This window comes from Pantoea sp. BS_8 (assembly GCF_041954965.1).
Taxonomy (GTDB): Bacteria; Pseudomonadota; Gammaproteobacteria; order Enterobacterales; family Enterobacteriaceae; genus Pantoea; species Pantoea stewartii.
Window position 1 is genome coordinate 91,740 of the sequence record NZ_JAVAXU010000007.1, and the last position, 15,372, is coordinate 107,111.

A 15,372-nucleotide genomic window follows, 5' to 3' on the forward strand; every position below is an offset into this window, starting at 1 on the left:
GTGTACTGTCGTTTTTACAGCATTCTGACATTGGTGCTTAAGGGTTGTGAGAATATTGAATTATGGTTGGTAAAGTATTACTACGCGAATGCGTGGCCAACAAAACCTGTATTCTTCAAATCCGGCGGCACGTCACATCCCAGGATTTATGAATGCCGCGAACGGGCAGAGGAAGAACGTGCCACTAACCAGCGGTGCTTTTGGCGATGAGTGACGCCAGGAAGGTAACGACAGCGTTGCGGGCTTCTACAGTCAAGCGGAATCACCTGTCGTTTACCTACAAGGATTCCGCATGACAGGACATCTCTAGCGCGTCACATCACCTGACGCAATCAGTTGGTTTTCATCCTGATCAACCGCAAAGCAGGCTATCTGCTGCTCACCGTACTGTTTCAGTTTCGGCTGCAACTGAACACAGGTGCCAAAACGGCGACGGCAGCGCGCATTGAACGCGCAACCCGGAGGCGGATTGAGCGGGCTGGGGAGTTCACCGGTCAGCTTGATACGTTCACGACGATCGTCAGGATTCAGACGTGGCGTGGCCGACAGAAGCGCCTGGGTGTAAGGATGGCGGGGATGAGCAAAAATCGCCTCTTTACTGCCCTTTTCAACGCAGCGTCCCAGGTACATCACCATCACGTCATCTGCAATGTGTTCAACCACCGACAGATCGTGAGAGATGAAGACATAAGACAGCCCCATGTCTTGCTGCAGATCCATCATCAGGTTAAGCACCTGCGCACGCACTGACACGTCCAACGCCGAAACCGGTTCATCTGCGATTAAGACATCCGGATCGAGCATCAGGCCACGCGCAATCGCAATACGCTGACGTTGTCCTCCGGAAAACATATGGGGATAACGGTCATAGTGCTCGGTTTTCAGACCGACTTTGGCCATCATTTCCAGCGTTTTTTCACGCCGCTCGGCTTTAGTGAGCGAAGTGTTAATGATCAGCGGCTCTTCCAGAATCTGGCTGACTTTTTTACGCGGGTTTAGCGAACCATAGGGATTTTGAAACACGATCTGAATTTTCTGTCGACGCAGCTTTTGCGCCTGCGGATCGTGTTTTAATAAATCCTGACCATGCCAGTAAAGCTGCCCTTCCGTCGGCGTTTCAATCATAGTCAGTAAACGACCTAACGTGGATTTGCCGCAGCCTGACTCCCCCACCACGGCCAGTGTTTTTCCGCGCTCCAGGTTAAAAGAGACACCATCCAGCGCTTTGACCAGCCGCTCCTGACCAAATAAGCCTTTTTTCACCGGATAGTGTTTTTTCAGGTCAATAGCCTGCAGCAGATAGTCGTGCTTCGTTTTCTCAGGACTCATAGGTTGGTCTCCCGGCATCGTCCAGCGGATAGTGACATTTGGACTGACGTCCCGGAATCGTCCGCAGTTCAGGTTCTTCTTTACGGCAGCGATCGTTAGCATAAGGGCAGCGTGGATTCAGCAGACAGCCCATTGGACGATCGTATTTGCCTGGCACCACCCCCGGCAATGAGGCCAGGCGTGCTTTATCGGCCGCGAATTCTGGCAGCGCACGCAATAACGCCTGCGTGTAAGGATGACGGGGGGCTTTAAAGATATCGGACGCTTTGCCGCTCTCTACTACCTGGCCGGCATACATCACAATGATATGGTGGGCCGCTTCTGCCACCAGTGCCAGGTCGTGTGTGATCAGGATCAGCGCCATGTTTTCCTGCTTTTGCAGGTCCAGCAGCAGTTCAATGATCTGCGCCTGAATCGTTACGTCCAGCGCGGTCGTCGGTTCATCGGCAATCAGCAGCTTTGGACGACAGGCGATCGCCATCGCGATCATCACGCGCTGGCTCATCCCACCAGACAGTTGATGCGGATACACATCCAGCCGCGAGGCCGGATCGGGAATCCCCACCTGATTCAGTAGATCAATCGCCCGCTGGCGGCGGGTACTTTTATTACCGCCCTGATGGACCTTAATGGCTTCCATGATTTGGTAACCCACGGTATAGCAGGGGTTCAGGCTGGTCATCGGATCCTGAAAAATCATGGCCACTTCGGCGCCCACCAGCTGACGGCGTTCTTTTTCAGAGATACGCTTTAGATCGCGTTGGTTGAATTCGAGTTTTTCCGCCATCACCTTACCGGGGAAATCGATCAACCCCATGATAGCCAGAGAACTGACGGATTTACCCGAACCCGACTCACCGACAATGCCCACCACCTGGCCCTGTTCAACCTGATAACTGATGCGGTCTACTGCGCGGAACGGTGCCTTATCGTCGCCGAAATGCACCGATAACTTATCTACATTTAATAACGCCATCTCGGTGCCTCTTTACTGCTTGAGTTTCGGGTCGAGTGCATCACGCAAACCATCGCCCATCAGGTTAAATGCCAGCACGGTCAGCAGAATGACTAATCCGGGGAACGTCACCACCCACCAGGCACTTTGCGCGTACTGCAATACGTCGGAGAGCATAGTGCCCCACTCCGGCGTAGGCGGTTGCGCACCCATACCGAGAAAGCCCAACGCCGCCATATCAAGAATGGCGTTGGAAAACCCTAACGAGGCCTGAACAATTAACGGGGCCAGGCAGTTAGGCAGAATGTTCACAAACATCTGACGCAGCATACCGGCACCGGCGACACCTGAGGCCGTCACATAGTCACGATTGACCTCAACCAGTACCGCCGCGCGTGTCAGACGGATATAGTGCGGCAGCGCGACAAAGGTCAGAGCAATAGAAGCATTGACGATCGACGGACCAAAAATGGCGACCAGAACAAGGGCTAACAGCAGGCTAGGCAGCGCCAGCATAATGTCGACCAGACGCATAATCGTGGCATCAACCGCTCCACCGATATAGCCCGCCAGCAGGCCGAAAATCACGCCAAAAATCAGCGACAACACAACGACCATGCAGCCCACCAGCAAGGAGAGGCGCGCGCCGTACATCAAACGCGAGAGGATATCGCGCCCCACATCGTCGGTGCCCAGGATATAGCTCCAGCTTCCTCCCTCCTGCCACACAGGTGGATGCAGCAGGGCATCACGGAACTGCTCCGCCGGGCCGTGCGGTGCCAGCACCTCGGCAAAAATGGCAATCAACAGCATCAGAATGATGTAAACCAGCCCGATAACCGCGCCTTTGTTACGTTTAAAGTAGTGCCAGAACTCCTGAATCGGGGTCATCGGCTTAGGTGCGACATTCACACTCGCGGGATCAACGACAGACATGATGCCCCCTTATTTCTTATGACGTATGCGCGGGTTCACCACGCCATACAGCAGATCAACCAACAGGTTGACCAGGATAATCAGGATAGCCGTCAGCAGCACACCGCCCTGCACGACCGGATAATCACGGCGTTGCAGCGCTTCGATCAGCCAGCGCCCCAAACCCGGCCAGGAGAAGATGGTTTCGGTCAGGATGGCCCCAGCCAGCAAGGTGCCCACCTGCAAACCGATGACCGTCACAACCGGCAACATCGCATTACGCAGAGCGTGAACGACGATGACGCGCATACGCGTCAGGCCTTTCGCCCGGGCGGTGCGGATATAGTCTTCACCCAGCACTTCCAGCATAGAAGAGCGCGTCATGCGCACGATGACGGCCAGCGGAATGGTGCCCAGCACAATCGCGGGCAGAATCATATGCATGACGGCATCTTTGAAGTCGCCAGGCTCGCCCCAGATGAACGTGTCAATCAGCATAAAACCGGTCAACGGATGGCTGTCGTCCAGAAACACCGTATCTGCCACGCGACCTGAAACCGGTGTGAGATTGAGCTGGACCGACACCAGCATAATCAACATGATGCCCCACCAGAAAATCGGCATCGAGTAGCCGGTCAGGGAAATCCCGACCGCGGTGTGATCGAATACAGAACCACGTTTTACTGCGGCCAGAACGCCAACCGGAATCCCCACGGCGACGGCAAACATCATGGCGCAGATCCCCAGTTCCAGGGTGGCTTTAAAGCGCGGGACGAATTCAGTCCATACAGGAATGCGGCTCTTCAGTGAAATACCTAAATCACCGTGCAGCACACCGTTGATATAGTGCAGATACTGTTTCCACAGCGGCTGATCGAGCCCCATCATCGCCATTAACTCAGCATGGCGCTCAGGGGAGATACCGCGTTCACCTGCCATGATCAGCACCGGATCGCCCGGGATCATATGCACAAACGCGAAGGTCAATAATGTAATACCGATGAACGTTGGGATGACAAGCCCCAGACGCCGGAGTATGAACTGCAGCATAGGCGTAATTCTCAGTCGTTTTCCTCTGGCCCTGGCCAGAGATAACATTGCTCATTAACCGCATCCCGCGACAGCAGAACGCGACGCAGGAAGCGCTTCTTTTTGTAAAAGTAATTAGCCGGAAAAAAAAGAGCAGATAACAGGCGACCTGACACGGTCGCCTGAGGGCCGGTAAAACCGGCCCTGACTGCAGTAATCCGAAAGGTTATTCCTGAATATCGACGGTATCGAAGTGATGTTTACCTAATGGATCAACGACATAACCAGTAACTTTCTTGCTTACAGGCTCATAAACGGTTGAGTGAGCGATGATCAGCGCAGGCGCCTGGTCATGCATTACAACCTGAGCCTGCTTGTAGTACTCAATACGTTTGTTGTGATCGGATTCCGCACGTGCTGGCTGAATCAAATCTTCAAACGGCTTGTAGCACCAGCGCGAATAGTTAGAGCCGTCTTTCGCCGCCGCACAGCTGAACAGCGTTGCGAAGAAGTTATCGGGATCCCCATTATCGCCAGTCCAGCCCATCATGACCGTCTGGTGCTCACCCGCTTTGGCACGTTTCAGGTACTCGCCCCATTCATAGGTGACAATCTTGGCTTTCACGCCAATTTTCGCCCAGTCAGCCTGAATCATCTCTGCCATACGGCGCGCGTTCGGGTTATAAGGACGCTGAACCGGCATTGCCCACAGATCGATAGAGAAACCATCCGGCATACCGGCTTCTTTCAGCAACGCTTTGGCTTTCTCTGGATCGTAGGCATAGTCTTTAACATCGTTGTTATAGCTCCACATTGTCGGTGGAATCAGGTTTTTCGCTGGCTGGCCGGCGCCCTGATAAACCGCATCAATGATGGCTTTCTTGTTTACCGCCATGGTCAGTGCCTGACGCACTTTCACGTTATCCAGCGGTTTTTTCTCGGTATTGAATGACAGGTAACCGACGTTCAGACCTGGCTGCTCCATCAGGTTAATTTTGCTGTCTTTCTTCATGCTGGCGATATCAGCCGGATTCGGATACGGCATGATCTGACATTCGCCTTTCTGCAGCTTGGCGTAACGTACTGACGCATCGGGGGTAATCGAGAAAACCAGACGATCGATTTTTGGCTTGGTTCCCCAGTAATCCGGGTTGGCTTTGTACAGGATACGTGAGTCTTTCTGGTACTGCTGAAGCACAAACGGCCCGGTGCCCACTGGATTCAGGTCAATTTTTTCAGGCGTGCCGGCTTTCAGCATGTTGTCAGCGTATTCTTTGGACATGATGGAGGCGAAATCCATGCCCAGATCAGCCAGGAAAGGCGCTTCAGGACGCGTCAGCACAAAGCGAACGGTATGATCGTCTACTTTTTCGATTTTGCTGATCAGCTTTGGCATATCCATACCTTCAAAGTACTCGTAGCTGCCGCCAGAGACGTTGTGGTACTTGTTGTTTTTGTCTAACTGACGCTCAAAAGAAAACACGACGTCATCCGCGTTAAATTCACGCGTAGGTTTGAAATCTTTAGTCGTTTGCCATTTCACGCCGTTGCGTAAATGGAAGGTATACGTTTTGCCATCAGCGCTGACGTCCCACTTTTCAGCCAGTCCGGGTACCAGTTCGGTCGTACCCGTTTTGAATTCAACCAGACGGTTATAGATTGGAACAGAGCTGGCATCGTACGTCGTACCCGACGTAAAGAGTTGCGGGTTAAACCCTTCCGGAGAACCTTCAGAACAATAAACCAGGGTTTTCGCCTGAACACCTGCGGCTACGGTCATGGCGACGAGGCTCAGACCGACCTTCAGCATCCTGGATTTGGCCAGGGAGTTGATCATGCTTTTGCTCCATTGTGATGTGTTGTTGTGTGCATTGCCCGACCTCTGGTTTTTTTATGCGGTTCAGGCGGTCCACCCTGATCGGGTGATAAGAGTGAGATATTTTTGTTTTGATAATGCTGATTGATAAGTACCCATCAGAAAAATCTGTATCTGCACCGTTATTGACGCATCAATTTGTCAACAGTTGCAAAGAACGTCAATACAACGGTTAGTTATTTACACAGAGTGTGAGGAATAGCAAGCAACGATAAAAAAAACCCTGCGCGCGCTAACGCCCTATATTGCACAGTGGCGTGGCTTTATTTCCACGCATTCTGCTACCACAGTCATCGTTAAGCAGTCATTACCACTAAATAAAATCGTACATCATTTAGCGCCAAATGTTGGATATCTGAACGATTCCCTGTGCGTTATGACGTTCATACAGCGGAAAATGCTGATATTTTCCCGCAAAAATTTAACATTTTGCTTTTTTACAGTATAACCAAAACTTATATTTCGCCTGCCAGCATCCCTCAGACAACAAGGCCTGCATCGCATTGAGACGGCAAAATAGCGGTCTGTCATGAAATTGCGCTGCAAGGATGTGTTATTGGTTTTTCACAAAATTACTGACATGAGATTTTCTAATAACAAACCCATAAAGGCTTGCTGTGATGACGTAATTTTCACAACACGTTATAAGCCCCGTCATAAACACAGGTGACGATGACTATGTCAGGCCGCAGCAAAAAAGCTGTTTTATCATTGGGTTAAAAAATAAACAGAAAGAGTAAAGATGGCCCCCTTTATTAACGAAACCCTGCGCGTGCACGGCGCAAGCTGCCTTCGGCGGTTCTCCCCCGCTTTTATTCAGGCGAAAAAAACCTGTCTTTGCAGACAGGTTGCTTAAACAGGGTCGGCGAGAGAGGATTAGGCTTACTGCGTAAGCCCCCTTCAGGCCGTTGCGTTCGCAACGTTGTCTCGCTTCGCCCGGCGCAAACCGCCTCCGGAGGTTCTCATCCTCTTTTATTCAGGCGAAAAAAAACCTGTCTTTGCAGACAGGTTTCTTAAACAGGGTCGGCGAGAGAGGATTAGGCTTACTGCGTAAGCCCCCTTCGGGCCGTTGCGTTCGCAACGTTGTCTCGCTTCGCCCGGCGCAAACCGCCTCCTGAGGTTCCCATCCTCTTTTATTCAGGCGAAAAAAAACCTGTCTTTGCAGACAGGTTTCTTAAACAGGGTCGGCGAGAGAGGATTAGGCTTACTGCGTAAGCCCCCTTCGGGCCGTTGCGTTCGCAACGTTGTCTCGCTTCGCCCGGCGCAAACCGCCTCCGGAGGTTCTCATCCTCTTTTATTCAGGCGAAAAAAAACCTGTCTTTGCAGACAGGTTTCTTAAATATGGTCGGCGAGAGAGGATTCGAACCTCCGACCCACTGGTCCCAAACCAGTTGCGCTACCAAGCTGCGCTACTCGCCGATGGGGGCGCATGTTACTGCTCCCCCTGATAAGCGTCAACCGCTTTTTGCGCTTTTAAGGCCAATCGCCTGGAAAGCAGGCGGTCAGCGGCTTCTCGGCGTTATCAATCCAAAATCCCTGTGTGATTACAGCGTTTTAGTCGCCGTTCTGGCTGGTGCCTGACACCAGTTGTTCGCCTGCTTAATTCCACCATCGGGCGAGGTATAACCCAGGCAGCCCAGAATCGTATCAAACAGCTCAACATGACGATGGGTTTTGCCCGTACGCTGTTGCGCCTGCAGTCGTTCAAAGTTTTCGCGATTCGTAGAGTCCGCCAGGTATTTGTCCGATGCCCAGACCATCATCGGCACGCGGAACTGCTCTGGTGGTGCCATCTCACGCGGCGTGCCGTGCAAATGCATATTGTCGCTAATCGATTCACCATGATCAGAGGCATAGAAAACAATCACTTTCTTATCACGCAGCTGATCCAATACGCTGTCCAGCATGCTGTCGACGTAGAGTACCGAATTATCATAGGCATTAATCAACTGCGCTTTGCTACAGGTTTCATCCACGCCCATGCATTCAGGCTGGTAACGCGCAAAACTGCGCGGATACCGTTGCGAATAGAGGTAATGGGAACCTTTGGTATGTAACACAACCAGATGCTTACCTTTTGGATAACGCTGCAATGATGCCTGCAGCTCAGGTACAAGCAGCATATCATCCACTGACTTGCCCTGATTGCGTGGTTCTGAACCGATCTGCTCACGGAAAGAGAAGTTATTAGCGTTGATGTTATCGTAGAACCAGACTTCACTCTGCATCGCAAACAGCTCTGAGGTGAAGCCTAGCTCTTTCATTACCGCGAAAACATTTTGCTCTTTTAACGTCCGGCCAGGATTATCCATGGTGCCGCCTTCACGTACAAACATACAACGTAAAGACAGCTTGGTCGCGGTATCACAGGATTCACCGCGGAATGCGACCAGATTCTTCTCCTGAGAAAGCTTCGGCGTGGTATTACGCTCGTAGCCCAGCAATCCCATATGGTCCCAGCGCGTGGTTTCGCCGATAACAAATACAACGTAAGTATCATCTAAGCCCGGCGGCGCAACATAGGTAAACTTTTGGGCAGGATCCAGCAGTTCATGGTTTTCCAGCGTTTCGTCGACTTTCGTCCAGGTAAACAGGCCCAGCGCGGCCAGCCAGTTAGAGGGTAAATAGGAGTGCGCAACTACGCCGCCATAACTGGGCAGATCGATATTGGTCACTTCCTCATTGTTTTTTTGCAACTTATCAAGGTAGCGGATGGGCAGCCAGACGAGGGCGACGCAAGCCAGCAGGATAAGCGTGGGCTTAAGACGCTGTCCTGGTGTGCGCAGTTGCTCATTGAGCGTCATGCTAAGACTGTTACGCCAGATGAAGAACAACGGCAGCGCACTGGCCAGGACCATCCACAAAATGAAGTGATAGCCCACGACCTCTTTAGACAGATCGGTATCGGTTGTCATCACGGATGCAACAATGCCATAGCCGATAACCACATTAAAAAAGGCCATGTAATAGGCGGCGGCGACAGAAATCAGCACGATCAACGTGGCCAGAATACGGTAAAACACTCTTCCACCCAGCGATAACAGCCGCATCAGGAAAAACGTTAACAGTACGATAGCCACAACCTCTGTAAGCGCGGTGAGCCAGGCTGTCACGGTTGAGGTTGTCAACAGTCCCGCAAAGCGGCGATAAAAAATCGGCAAATTCAGCAGTATACCGAGATACAAAGCCAGCAAGAGCGACAGCTTTTGCTGTGTTAATGATTTTATATAATTCATGAAAAATGGAGTTTCCCCGGACTAAGCGCTTAACCAAACGTTAATCTGACTGCCATATTTCTGCAGAGTTCGCGAATTAAGCAAGCCGGTTAAATAAGAAGAGAATTCTGAGCGTTTTGACATGCCCTGATATAAAGCGGCACAGTTAAGCACGCGGCCACGCTATAAACCAGAAAATAATCCTGTTCAGCACGATCCGGGAAGTGGGCCAGAAGAGAAAGTAAGGAAGGGCCCGGAACCAGGCCCTTGATCGCTTAGCGAATAATGTTCAGTGTTACGTCAATATTGTTACGTGTGGCATTTGAGTAAGGACACACGATGTGCGCGGCGTCAACCAGCTTCTGTGCTTCTGCTTCATCCATGTCAGGCAAGTGGATATTCAGCGTCGCTTCGATACCAAAACCATTTGGGATTGGACCAATTCCGACTTCACCTTCAATCCATGCATCTTTTGGCATCGCAATCTTGTCGCGGCCAGCAACAAATTTCATCGCACCCAGGAAGCAAGCTGAGTATCCCGCTGCAAAAAGCTGCTCTGGGTTAGTGACTTCGCCACCTGCGCCGCCCATCTCTTTTGGCACACCCAGTTTGACATCCAGCACGCCGTCAGAAGACGTTGCGCGGCCATCACGACCACCGGTAGCTTTAGCTTTTGCACGGTAAACCACTTGTTCTAAAGACATCGCTTTTCTCCATTGCACTATTTAATCGCTCGCTACTCATCACAACGTAGTCGAACAGTGAAGGTTAATTTACTGCCTGTACTCATTAGAAAATTTAGCGCGGAGCCATCAGTTTGTCACGTAACTGGTTGAGCTGTAGCTTAAGCGCATACATCTCGTCCTCGCTACAGTCTGACGCACACTGAATGTCATCAGGAATACTTTCAGCCTTCTGACGCAAAGCCCACCCGGCATCCGTTAAGCTGACCACCACCTGACGTTCATCCTGACGGGAACGCTGACGGTTGATTAAGCCCGCATTTTCCAGACGTTTCAACAGCGGCGTCAGCGTCGCTGAATCCAGAAAAAGCCGTTCGCCTATTTCTGACACCGTGAGTGAATCCTGTTGCCACAGCACCAGCATGACCAGATATTGCGGATAGGTAATATCCATCTGGCTAAGTAACTTGCGATAGACTTTATGCATCGCCAGATTGGCGGAATAAAGTGCGAAGCAAAGTTGCTGATCGAGCAACAGTGGCGCTGCTTTCACTTTTTTGTCATCTTGATAACTGTTCATGGAAGTAATATAGATAGCACACTAGTTAATTGCAAGCAATTTATGACAGCCGGGGGTAGTGCATGCAGGATTCTTTGGAAGAACAGGCACGACGCTATGCCACGCAGGTCCATGCTGAATCAGGACAGCGGCGTAAATATACCGATGAGCCCTATATTGTTCATCCGACAGCCGTGGTGGAGTTGGTCAGAAGCGTAACCGATGACCCGGTTATGCTGGCCGCTGCCTGGCTGCACGATACTGTAGAAGATACGGCGACGACACTCAACGATATTGAAAATCATTTCGGCCCGGAAGTGGCCCGACTGGTTGAAATGCTGACCGATACCGCCCCCGCGCAGGCAAAAAATCGGGCAGCCAGAAAAATGGCGCATTTCCGTCATACTGCCCAGGCCAGTCCTGAAGCGCAAACTATTAAGCTGGCCGATATTATTGATAACACACGGGCCATCGTCCGCTTCGATCCGCACTTCGCCCGCGTTTACCTGATTGAAAAGAAAATTCAGATTGGCCTGCTCAAAGAAGGCAGTGAAGTACTCTGGCATCAGGCCTCGACAAATATTGAAAAGGGCATTGCACAGCTAAGTCAGGCACCGTACAGCGTGCCCGAGAACTGGTTTATAAAGCAGGCAGCGCGGTACGGCGGGTTACGTTGACGCTGACTGAGTATCTTTCTCACAGCAGGTAAACGCCAGCCATAGTCGAATCTGGACGCAGCGCTGGCTGTTCCGGTTCCCGAAATGCGTCACCGGGCCTGTCGTCCGAATCCCTGTGCTGCGAGTACGCCGCTGTTTTTTCCTGATGGCAGACGCCGTGGAAACGTAACGGTGTAATAATAACGACGACAGGGCCAGCAATAGGCTTTTGAAAGAGATCCAAATCCAGGTTAAATCAGTAATAATCTACCTTTAACGAGCACACTTTTATTACTGTGATAATAATCACGATAGCCTACAAAAACGATGGACTTATAAAGATAATAGAATAGGGTAATATGATGTTTAATGAGAGTTGAAACATTATGATTATCTTAAACAATCCTGCCCTGTTATCTAAATGGTTTAACCTTGACAATATTATCGTCAATCATCGCCCTTAATCCTTTCCTTTTACCGTTCTGAGCACTCGCTGGCTTATACCTCCGGTGTCGCGGGTGCACGCACGCGCATCCTGATTTCATTAAGACTGCACAAATAGTGTCGTCCTGTTGTATCGCTTTTCTCGCTCTTTTTACAGGCTACGTACCCTGCCGTCTCAGCGAAATTCATGGACATTTAAATTTAAAAGAATGGCCACGCCTGATTTTTATTTATTTGCAAAAGTCACGGCACCGGCATGCCTGAATAAAAGGAAGAGCAATGAATAACTTTAAACATTTACCGGAACCTTTTCGCATTCGTGTTATTGAACCCGTTAAACGGACGAGCCGCGAATATCGCGAGGCGGCGATAATAAAAGCGGGTATGAATCCTTTTTTACTGGACAGTGAAGACGTTTTTATTGATCTCCTCACGGACAGCGGCACCGGCGCAGTGACACAAAACATGCAGGCAGCCATGATGCGGGGCGACGAATCATACAGTGGAAGCCGCAGTTACTATGCATTAGCCGATGCCGTGAAAGCCATCTTTGGGTATGAATATACCATTCCGACTCATCAGGGCCGGGGTGCAGAGCAAATTTATATCCCGGTATTAATTAAAAAACGTGAAAAGGAAAAAGGCCTCGACAGAACCAAAATGGTGGCTTTTTCTAACTACTTCTTCGACACCACGCAAGGACATAGCCAGATTAACGGCTGCACTGTCCGAAACGTTTATATCAAAGAGGCTTTCGATACCGCATTACGTCATGATTTTAAAGGCAATTTCGACCTGCAACGTCTGGAAGACGGTATAAAGGAAGTGGGTGCCCGTCACGTGCCTTACATTGTGGCGACGATCACCTGCAACTCGGCTGGAGGACAACCTGTCTCCCTGGCCAACTTAAAAGCCATGTACCAAATCGCAAAGCAATATGACATTCTTGTGGTCATGGATTCAGCCCGTTTCGCTGAAAATGCCTACTTTATCCAGCAACGTGAAAAAGAGTACCAGGGCTGGACAATCGACGCGATTACCCGGGAAAGCTATCAATATGCCGACATGCTGGCGATGTCGGCCAAAAAAGATGCCATGGTGCCAATGGGCGGTTTGCTCTCCTTCAAGGACGACCGCTTCTTTGACGTCTATACAGATTGCCGAACACTGTGCGTCGTGCAGGAAGGTTTTCCCACCTATGGCGGCTTAGAAGGCGGTGCGATGGAACGGCTGTCAGTAGGGCTTTACGACGGGATGCGTCAGGACTGGCTGGCCTATCGCATCAGCCAGATTCAGTACCTGGTAGACGGGCTGGAATCCATAGGCGTGATCTGTCAGCAGGCTGGAGGGCATGCTGCTTTTGTCGACGCCGGTAAATTATTGCCTCATATTCCCGCCGATCAGTTTCCGGCTCAGGCCCTGGCCTGTGAGCTGTATAAGGTGGCAGGCATTCGGGCGGTAGAGATTGGATCATTTTTGTTAGGTCGCGATCCGAAAACGGGTAAACAGTTGCCCTGCCCGGCTGAATTGCTGCGTCTGACCCTTCCCAGGGCCACCTACAAGCAAACGCACATGGATTTCATCATTGAAGCATTCGGGCATGTGAAAGAGAATGCGGCCAACATAAAAGGCTTAACCTTCATCTATGAGCCTGAGGTATTGCGCCACTTCACTGCAAAACTTAAAGAGATTTAACCGTCATACCTGTAAAGTGAGCGGCTGTCAGCGACAGCCGCTCTGCCGCATCGCTCTGTTAACCTCACAACAATAAAAATGATAAACATGAGATACCGTATTGAGAGGACACCATGGACGATCATCCACATCAAAAACATTCCGCCTTTTGGGGCGTGATGGTTATTGCCGGCACGGTCATCGGTGGCGGCATGTTTGCACTGCCCGTCGATCTGGCCGGCGCCTGGTTTTTCTGGGGCACTTTTATCCTGGTGATCGCCTGGTTTTCCATGCTGCATTCCGGTCTGTTATTGCTGGAGGCCAATTTAAATTACCCACCAGGCTCAAGCTTTAATACATTAACCAAAGATCTACTGGGTCAAAAATGGAATGTAGTTAGCGGCATTACCGTTGCGTTTGTGCTGTATATTCTGACGTACGCCTATATCTCAGCCAATGGTGCGATTATCAGCGAAACGCTGTCCGCTCACACGGGCCTGACTTTGCCTGCCCGCGTCGTTGGCATCGGCACCGCGGCAGGTGTTGCTGGCGTGCTGTGGATAAGCTCACTGGCAACAAGCCGGATTACATCCCTCTTTCTCGGCGTTAAAATCCTCGCCTTTATCATTGTTTTCGGTTCATTATTTTTTGAGGTTGACTATGCCATTCTCAGCGATGCCAGCAGCCTCAGTGACACGCATTCTTACTTCGCCTGTATCTTTATGGCTATCCCTGTCTGCCTTGCTTCATTTGGTTTTCATGGCAATATTCCCAGCCTGATAATTTGTTATGGCAAGCAGAAAGACAAGCTGGTGAAAAGCCTGGTTATGGGCTCCTTACTGGCGCTGTTTGTCTATCTTTTCTGGTTGTATTGCACTATGGGCAATATCCCGCGCGAAAGTTTTAAAGGCATTATTGCGTCGGGGGGCAATGTTGACGCCCTGGTGAAGTCGTTTATGGGCACCCATCCCGACAGAGTTATTGCCTTTTTCCTGCTGGTTTTTTCTAATCTTGCCGTTGCCAGCTCTTTTTTTGGCGTCACGTTGGGGTTATTCGATTATCTGGCGGACTTGTTTAACATAGAAAATACCGCCGTTGGGCGAGGCAAAACGGTGCTGCTCACCTTTCTTCCCCCCAGCCTTTTGTACCTGATCTTTCCAAATGGCTTTCTCTATGGCATTGGCGGCGCAGGCTTATGCGCAACAGTGTGGGCCGTCATCGTGCCTGCCCTACTGGCAATGCAGTCCCGGAGACGCTTTCCCGACCAAATTTTTACCGTGTGGGGTGGCAGAATCATTCCCGCCATGGTCATCATTTTTGGTGTCGTTGTGATTGTCTGCTGGGTAGGTAACGTACTGGACGTGTTACCGAAGCTTGCCTGATAAGACACTGGCAGGAAATACGGATGGCGTTGTGTGCTGGAGGCTAAACAGCCGGCCACCCTTGTGACCGGCCTCACCTGTAAACGGGTGGGTTTTAAAACTTAATCAAGCAGCTGACGTCCAAGATACGGATTGGCGTGAAGTAATTTCATCAATTTCTGTGCCGTTGCTGAAGGGCGCGTACGCTGTGCTTCCCAACTTTTAACCGAAGAAACGCTAACACCCATGATTTTTGCAAACTCATCGACCTGCATTCCCGCCATTTCGCGCAGACGTTGCGGCTCTGGCATTGCAGGTTGACGCTGAGTTTGCAGCGCAACAGGGCTGTTATCACGTGTCAAAACAATCTGCTCAAGGCTGCTGAGCAATTCAAACATAGGATCTTTTAACTCCATAGAGAACTCCTTAAAACTCACTATGAATCACGTGAAAGAAGGTACACGAACCTGAAATCAGGTTCAGAAACCGGACTAAGCAAGCTGCATCCCATAAGAGTTTGTATTTATGATGAAAATCTTATGGGACACAGCCTGTACTGCACCGCTGCTTAAACATGACAACGCAATGCAACATATGCCGGGAGACTAAGTATGGATAGAGACCTGACAATTTGCAGTGCAAATTAAACATTTTTTTTAACTTTACAATTCTGAAA

At 50.6% G+C, this 15,372-nt stretch carries 13 protein-coding genes, 1 tRNA gene and 3 other RNA genes; 4 read left to right on the forward strand and 13 right to left on the reverse strand.

Annotation, left to right across the window (positions count from 1 at the left end; translation table 11 throughout):
• Positions 1-306: 306 nt before the first annotated feature.
• The 12 genes from dppF to RAC65_RS14435 all read right to left on the reverse strand — a co-directional run bounded on the left by dppF (position 307) and on the right by RAC65_RS14435 (position 10,582).
• On the reverse strand, positions 307-1,329 hold the full coding sequence (dppF, locus tag RAC65_RS14380) for a dipeptide ABC transporter ATP-binding subunit DppF (RefSeq protein ID WP_033737317.1): 1,023 nt from the start codon (positions 1,327-1,329) through the stop codon (positions 307-309).
• The gene (dppD, locus tag RAC65_RS14385) at positions 1,319-2,305 is read right to left on the reverse strand and encodes a dipeptide ABC transporter ATP-binding protein (RefSeq protein WP_006121410.1); all 987 of its coding nucleotides are present in this window, start codon (positions 2,303-2,305) and stop codon (positions 1,319-1,321) included. The genes dppF and dppD overlap by 11 nt, the downstream gene beginning before the upstream one ends.
• Before the next feature lie 12 nt (positions 2,306-2,317).
• Positions 2,318-3,220: a dipeptide ABC transporter permease DppC gene (dppC, locus tag RAC65_RS14390; protein ID WP_006121409.1), complete on the reverse strand. Its 903-nt coding sequence runs from the start codon at positions 3,218-3,220 to the stop codon at positions 2,318-2,320.
• Positions 3,221-3,229: 9 nt separating this feature from the next.
• Complete coding sequence (gene dppB, locus RAC65_RS14395) at positions 3,230-4,249, reverse strand: dipeptide ABC transporter permease DppB (protein ID WP_033737316.1); 1,020 nt, start codon at positions 4,247-4,249, stop codon at positions 3,230-3,232.
• Between the two features lie 205 nt (positions 4,250-4,454).
• Complete coding sequence (gene dppA / locus RAC65_RS14400; RefSeq protein ID WP_006121407.1) at positions 4,455-6,065, reverse strand: dipeptide ABC transporter periplasmic-binding protein DppA; 1,611 nt, start codon at positions 6,063-6,065, stop codon at positions 4,455-4,457.
• Positions 6,066-6,963: 898 nt separating this feature from the next.
• Positions 6,964-7,091: non-coding RNA, RtT sRNA (locus RAC65_RS14405), on the reverse strand.
• 33 nt (positions 7,092-7,124) lie between these two features.
• Positions 7,125-7,252, reverse strand: a non-coding RNA gene (locus RAC65_RS14410) — RtT sRNA.
• 33 nt (positions 7,253-7,285) lie between these two features.
• Positions 7,286-7,413, reverse strand: a non-coding RNA gene (locus RAC65_RS14415) — RtT sRNA.
• Between the two features lie 33 nt (positions 7,414-7,446).
• Positions 7,447-7,523: transfer RNA gene (locus RAC65_RS14420), tRNA-Pro, on the reverse strand.
• A 125-nt stretch (positions 7,524-7,648) separates the two neighbouring features.
• The gene (gene eptB, locus RAC65_RS14425) at positions 7,649-9,340 is read right to left on the reverse strand and encodes a kdo(2)-lipid A phosphoethanolamine 7''-transferase (protein WP_375096821.1); all 1,692 of its coding nucleotides are present in this window, start codon (positions 9,338-9,340) and stop codon (positions 7,649-7,651) included.
• Positions 9,341-9,594: 254 nt separating this feature from the next.
• Entirely contained in the window at positions 9,595-10,023 is a 429-nt protein-coding gene (locus RAC65_RS14430; protein WP_006121405.1) for an organic hydroperoxide resistance protein, read from the reverse strand.
• Between the two features lie 94 nt (positions 10,024-10,117).
• On the reverse strand, positions 10,118-10,582 hold the full coding sequence (locus RAC65_RS14435) for a MarR family winged helix-turn-helix transcriptional regulator (protein ID WP_172913520.1): 465 nt from the start codon (positions 10,580-10,582) through the stop codon (positions 10,118-10,120).
• 62 nt (positions 10,583-10,644) lie between these two features.
• Here RAC65_RS14435 and RAC65_RS14440 point away from each other — a divergent pair, with 62 nt between their 5' ends.
• The 4 genes from RAC65_RS14440 (at position 10,645) to tnaB (ending at position 14,717) form a co-directional block, all read left to right on the forward strand.
• Positions 10,645-11,238, forward strand: coding sequence for an HD domain-containing protein (locus tag RAC65_RS14440; protein WP_375093965.1), 594 nt, complete (start codon positions 10,645-10,647; stop codon positions 11,236-11,238).
• A gap of 365 nt (positions 11,239-11,603) precedes the next feature.
• On the forward strand, positions 11,604-11,681 hold the full coding sequence (gene tnaC / locus RAC65_RS14445) for a tryptophanase leader peptide (RefSeq protein ID WP_071988795.1): 78 nt from the start codon (positions 11,604-11,606) through the stop codon (positions 11,679-11,681).
• 259 nt (positions 11,682-11,940) lie between these two features.
• Positions 11,941-13,356 (forward strand): tryptophanase, encoded by a 1,416-nt coding sequence (gene tnaA / locus RAC65_RS14450; protein WP_375096822.1) that lies wholly within the window; start codon positions 11,941-11,943, stop codon positions 13,354-13,356.
• Between the two features lie 113 nt (positions 13,357-13,469).
• Positions 13,470-14,717: a low affinity tryptophan permease TnaB gene (gene tnaB, locus RAC65_RS14455; RefSeq protein ID WP_375096823.1), complete on the forward strand. Its 1,248-nt coding sequence runs from the start codon at positions 13,470-13,472 to the stop codon at positions 14,715-14,717.
• 101 nt (positions 14,718-14,818) lie between these two features.
• Here tnaB and RAC65_RS14460 read toward each other — a convergent pair whose 3' ends face one another.
• Complete coding sequence (locus RAC65_RS14460) at positions 14,819-15,112, reverse strand: HTH-type transcriptional regulator (RefSeq protein ID WP_006121400.1); 294 nt, start codon at positions 15,110-15,112, stop codon at positions 14,819-14,821.
• Positions 15,113-15,372: the final 260 nt, after the last annotated feature.

Excerpts from the sequence above, each read along its gene's own strand:
- RAC65_RS14440 (WP_375093965.1), top strand. The coding sequence starts at position 10,645 with ATGCAGGATTCTTTGGAAGAACAGGCACGACGCTATGCCACGCAGGTC.
- RAC65_RS14430 (WP_006121405.1), bottom strand. The coding sequence starts at position 10,023 with ATGTCTTTAGAACAAGTGGTTTACCGTGCAAAAGCTAAAGCTACCGGT.
- tnaC (WP_071988795.1), top strand. The coding sequence starts at position 11,604 with ATGATTATCTTAAACAATCCTGCCCTGTTATCTAAATGGTTTAACCTT.
- tnaA (WP_375096822.1), top strand. The coding sequence starts at position 11,941 with ATGAATAACTTTAAACATTTACCGGAACCTTTTCGCATTCGTGTTATT.
- dppD (WP_006121410.1), bottom strand. The coding sequence starts at position 2,305 with ATGGCGTTATTAAATGTAGATAAGTTATCGGTGCATTTCGGCGACGAT.
- dppC (WP_006121409.1), bottom strand. The coding sequence starts at position 3,220 with ATGTCTGTCGTTGATCCCGCGAGTGTGAATGTCGCACCTAAGCCGATG.
- RAC65_RS14435 (WP_172913520.1), bottom strand. The coding sequence starts at position 10,582 with ATGAACAGTTATCAAGATGACAAAAAAGTGAAAGCAGCGCCACTGTTG.
- dppB (WP_033737316.1), bottom strand. The coding sequence starts at position 4,249 with ATGCTGCAGTTCATACTCCGGCGTCTGGGGCTTGTCATCCCAACGTTC.
- dppF (WP_033737317.1), bottom strand. The coding sequence starts at position 1,329 with ATGAGTCCTGAGAAAACGAAGCACGACTATCTGCTGCAGGCTATTGAC.
- eptB (WP_375096821.1), bottom strand. The coding sequence starts at position 9,340 with ATGAATTATATAAAATCATTAACACAGCAAAAGCTGTCGCTCTTGCTG.
- RAC65_RS14460 (WP_006121400.1), bottom strand. The coding sequence starts at position 15,112 with ATGGAGTTAAAAGATCCTATGTTTGAATTGCTCAGCAGCCTTGAGCAG.
- tnaB (WP_375096823.1), top strand. The coding sequence starts at position 13,470 with ATGGACGATCATCCACATCAAAAACATTCCGCCTTTTGGGGCGTGATG.
- dppA (WP_006121407.1), bottom strand. The coding sequence starts at position 6,065 with ATGATCAACTCCCTGGCCAAATCCAGGATGCTGAAGGTCGGTCTGAGC.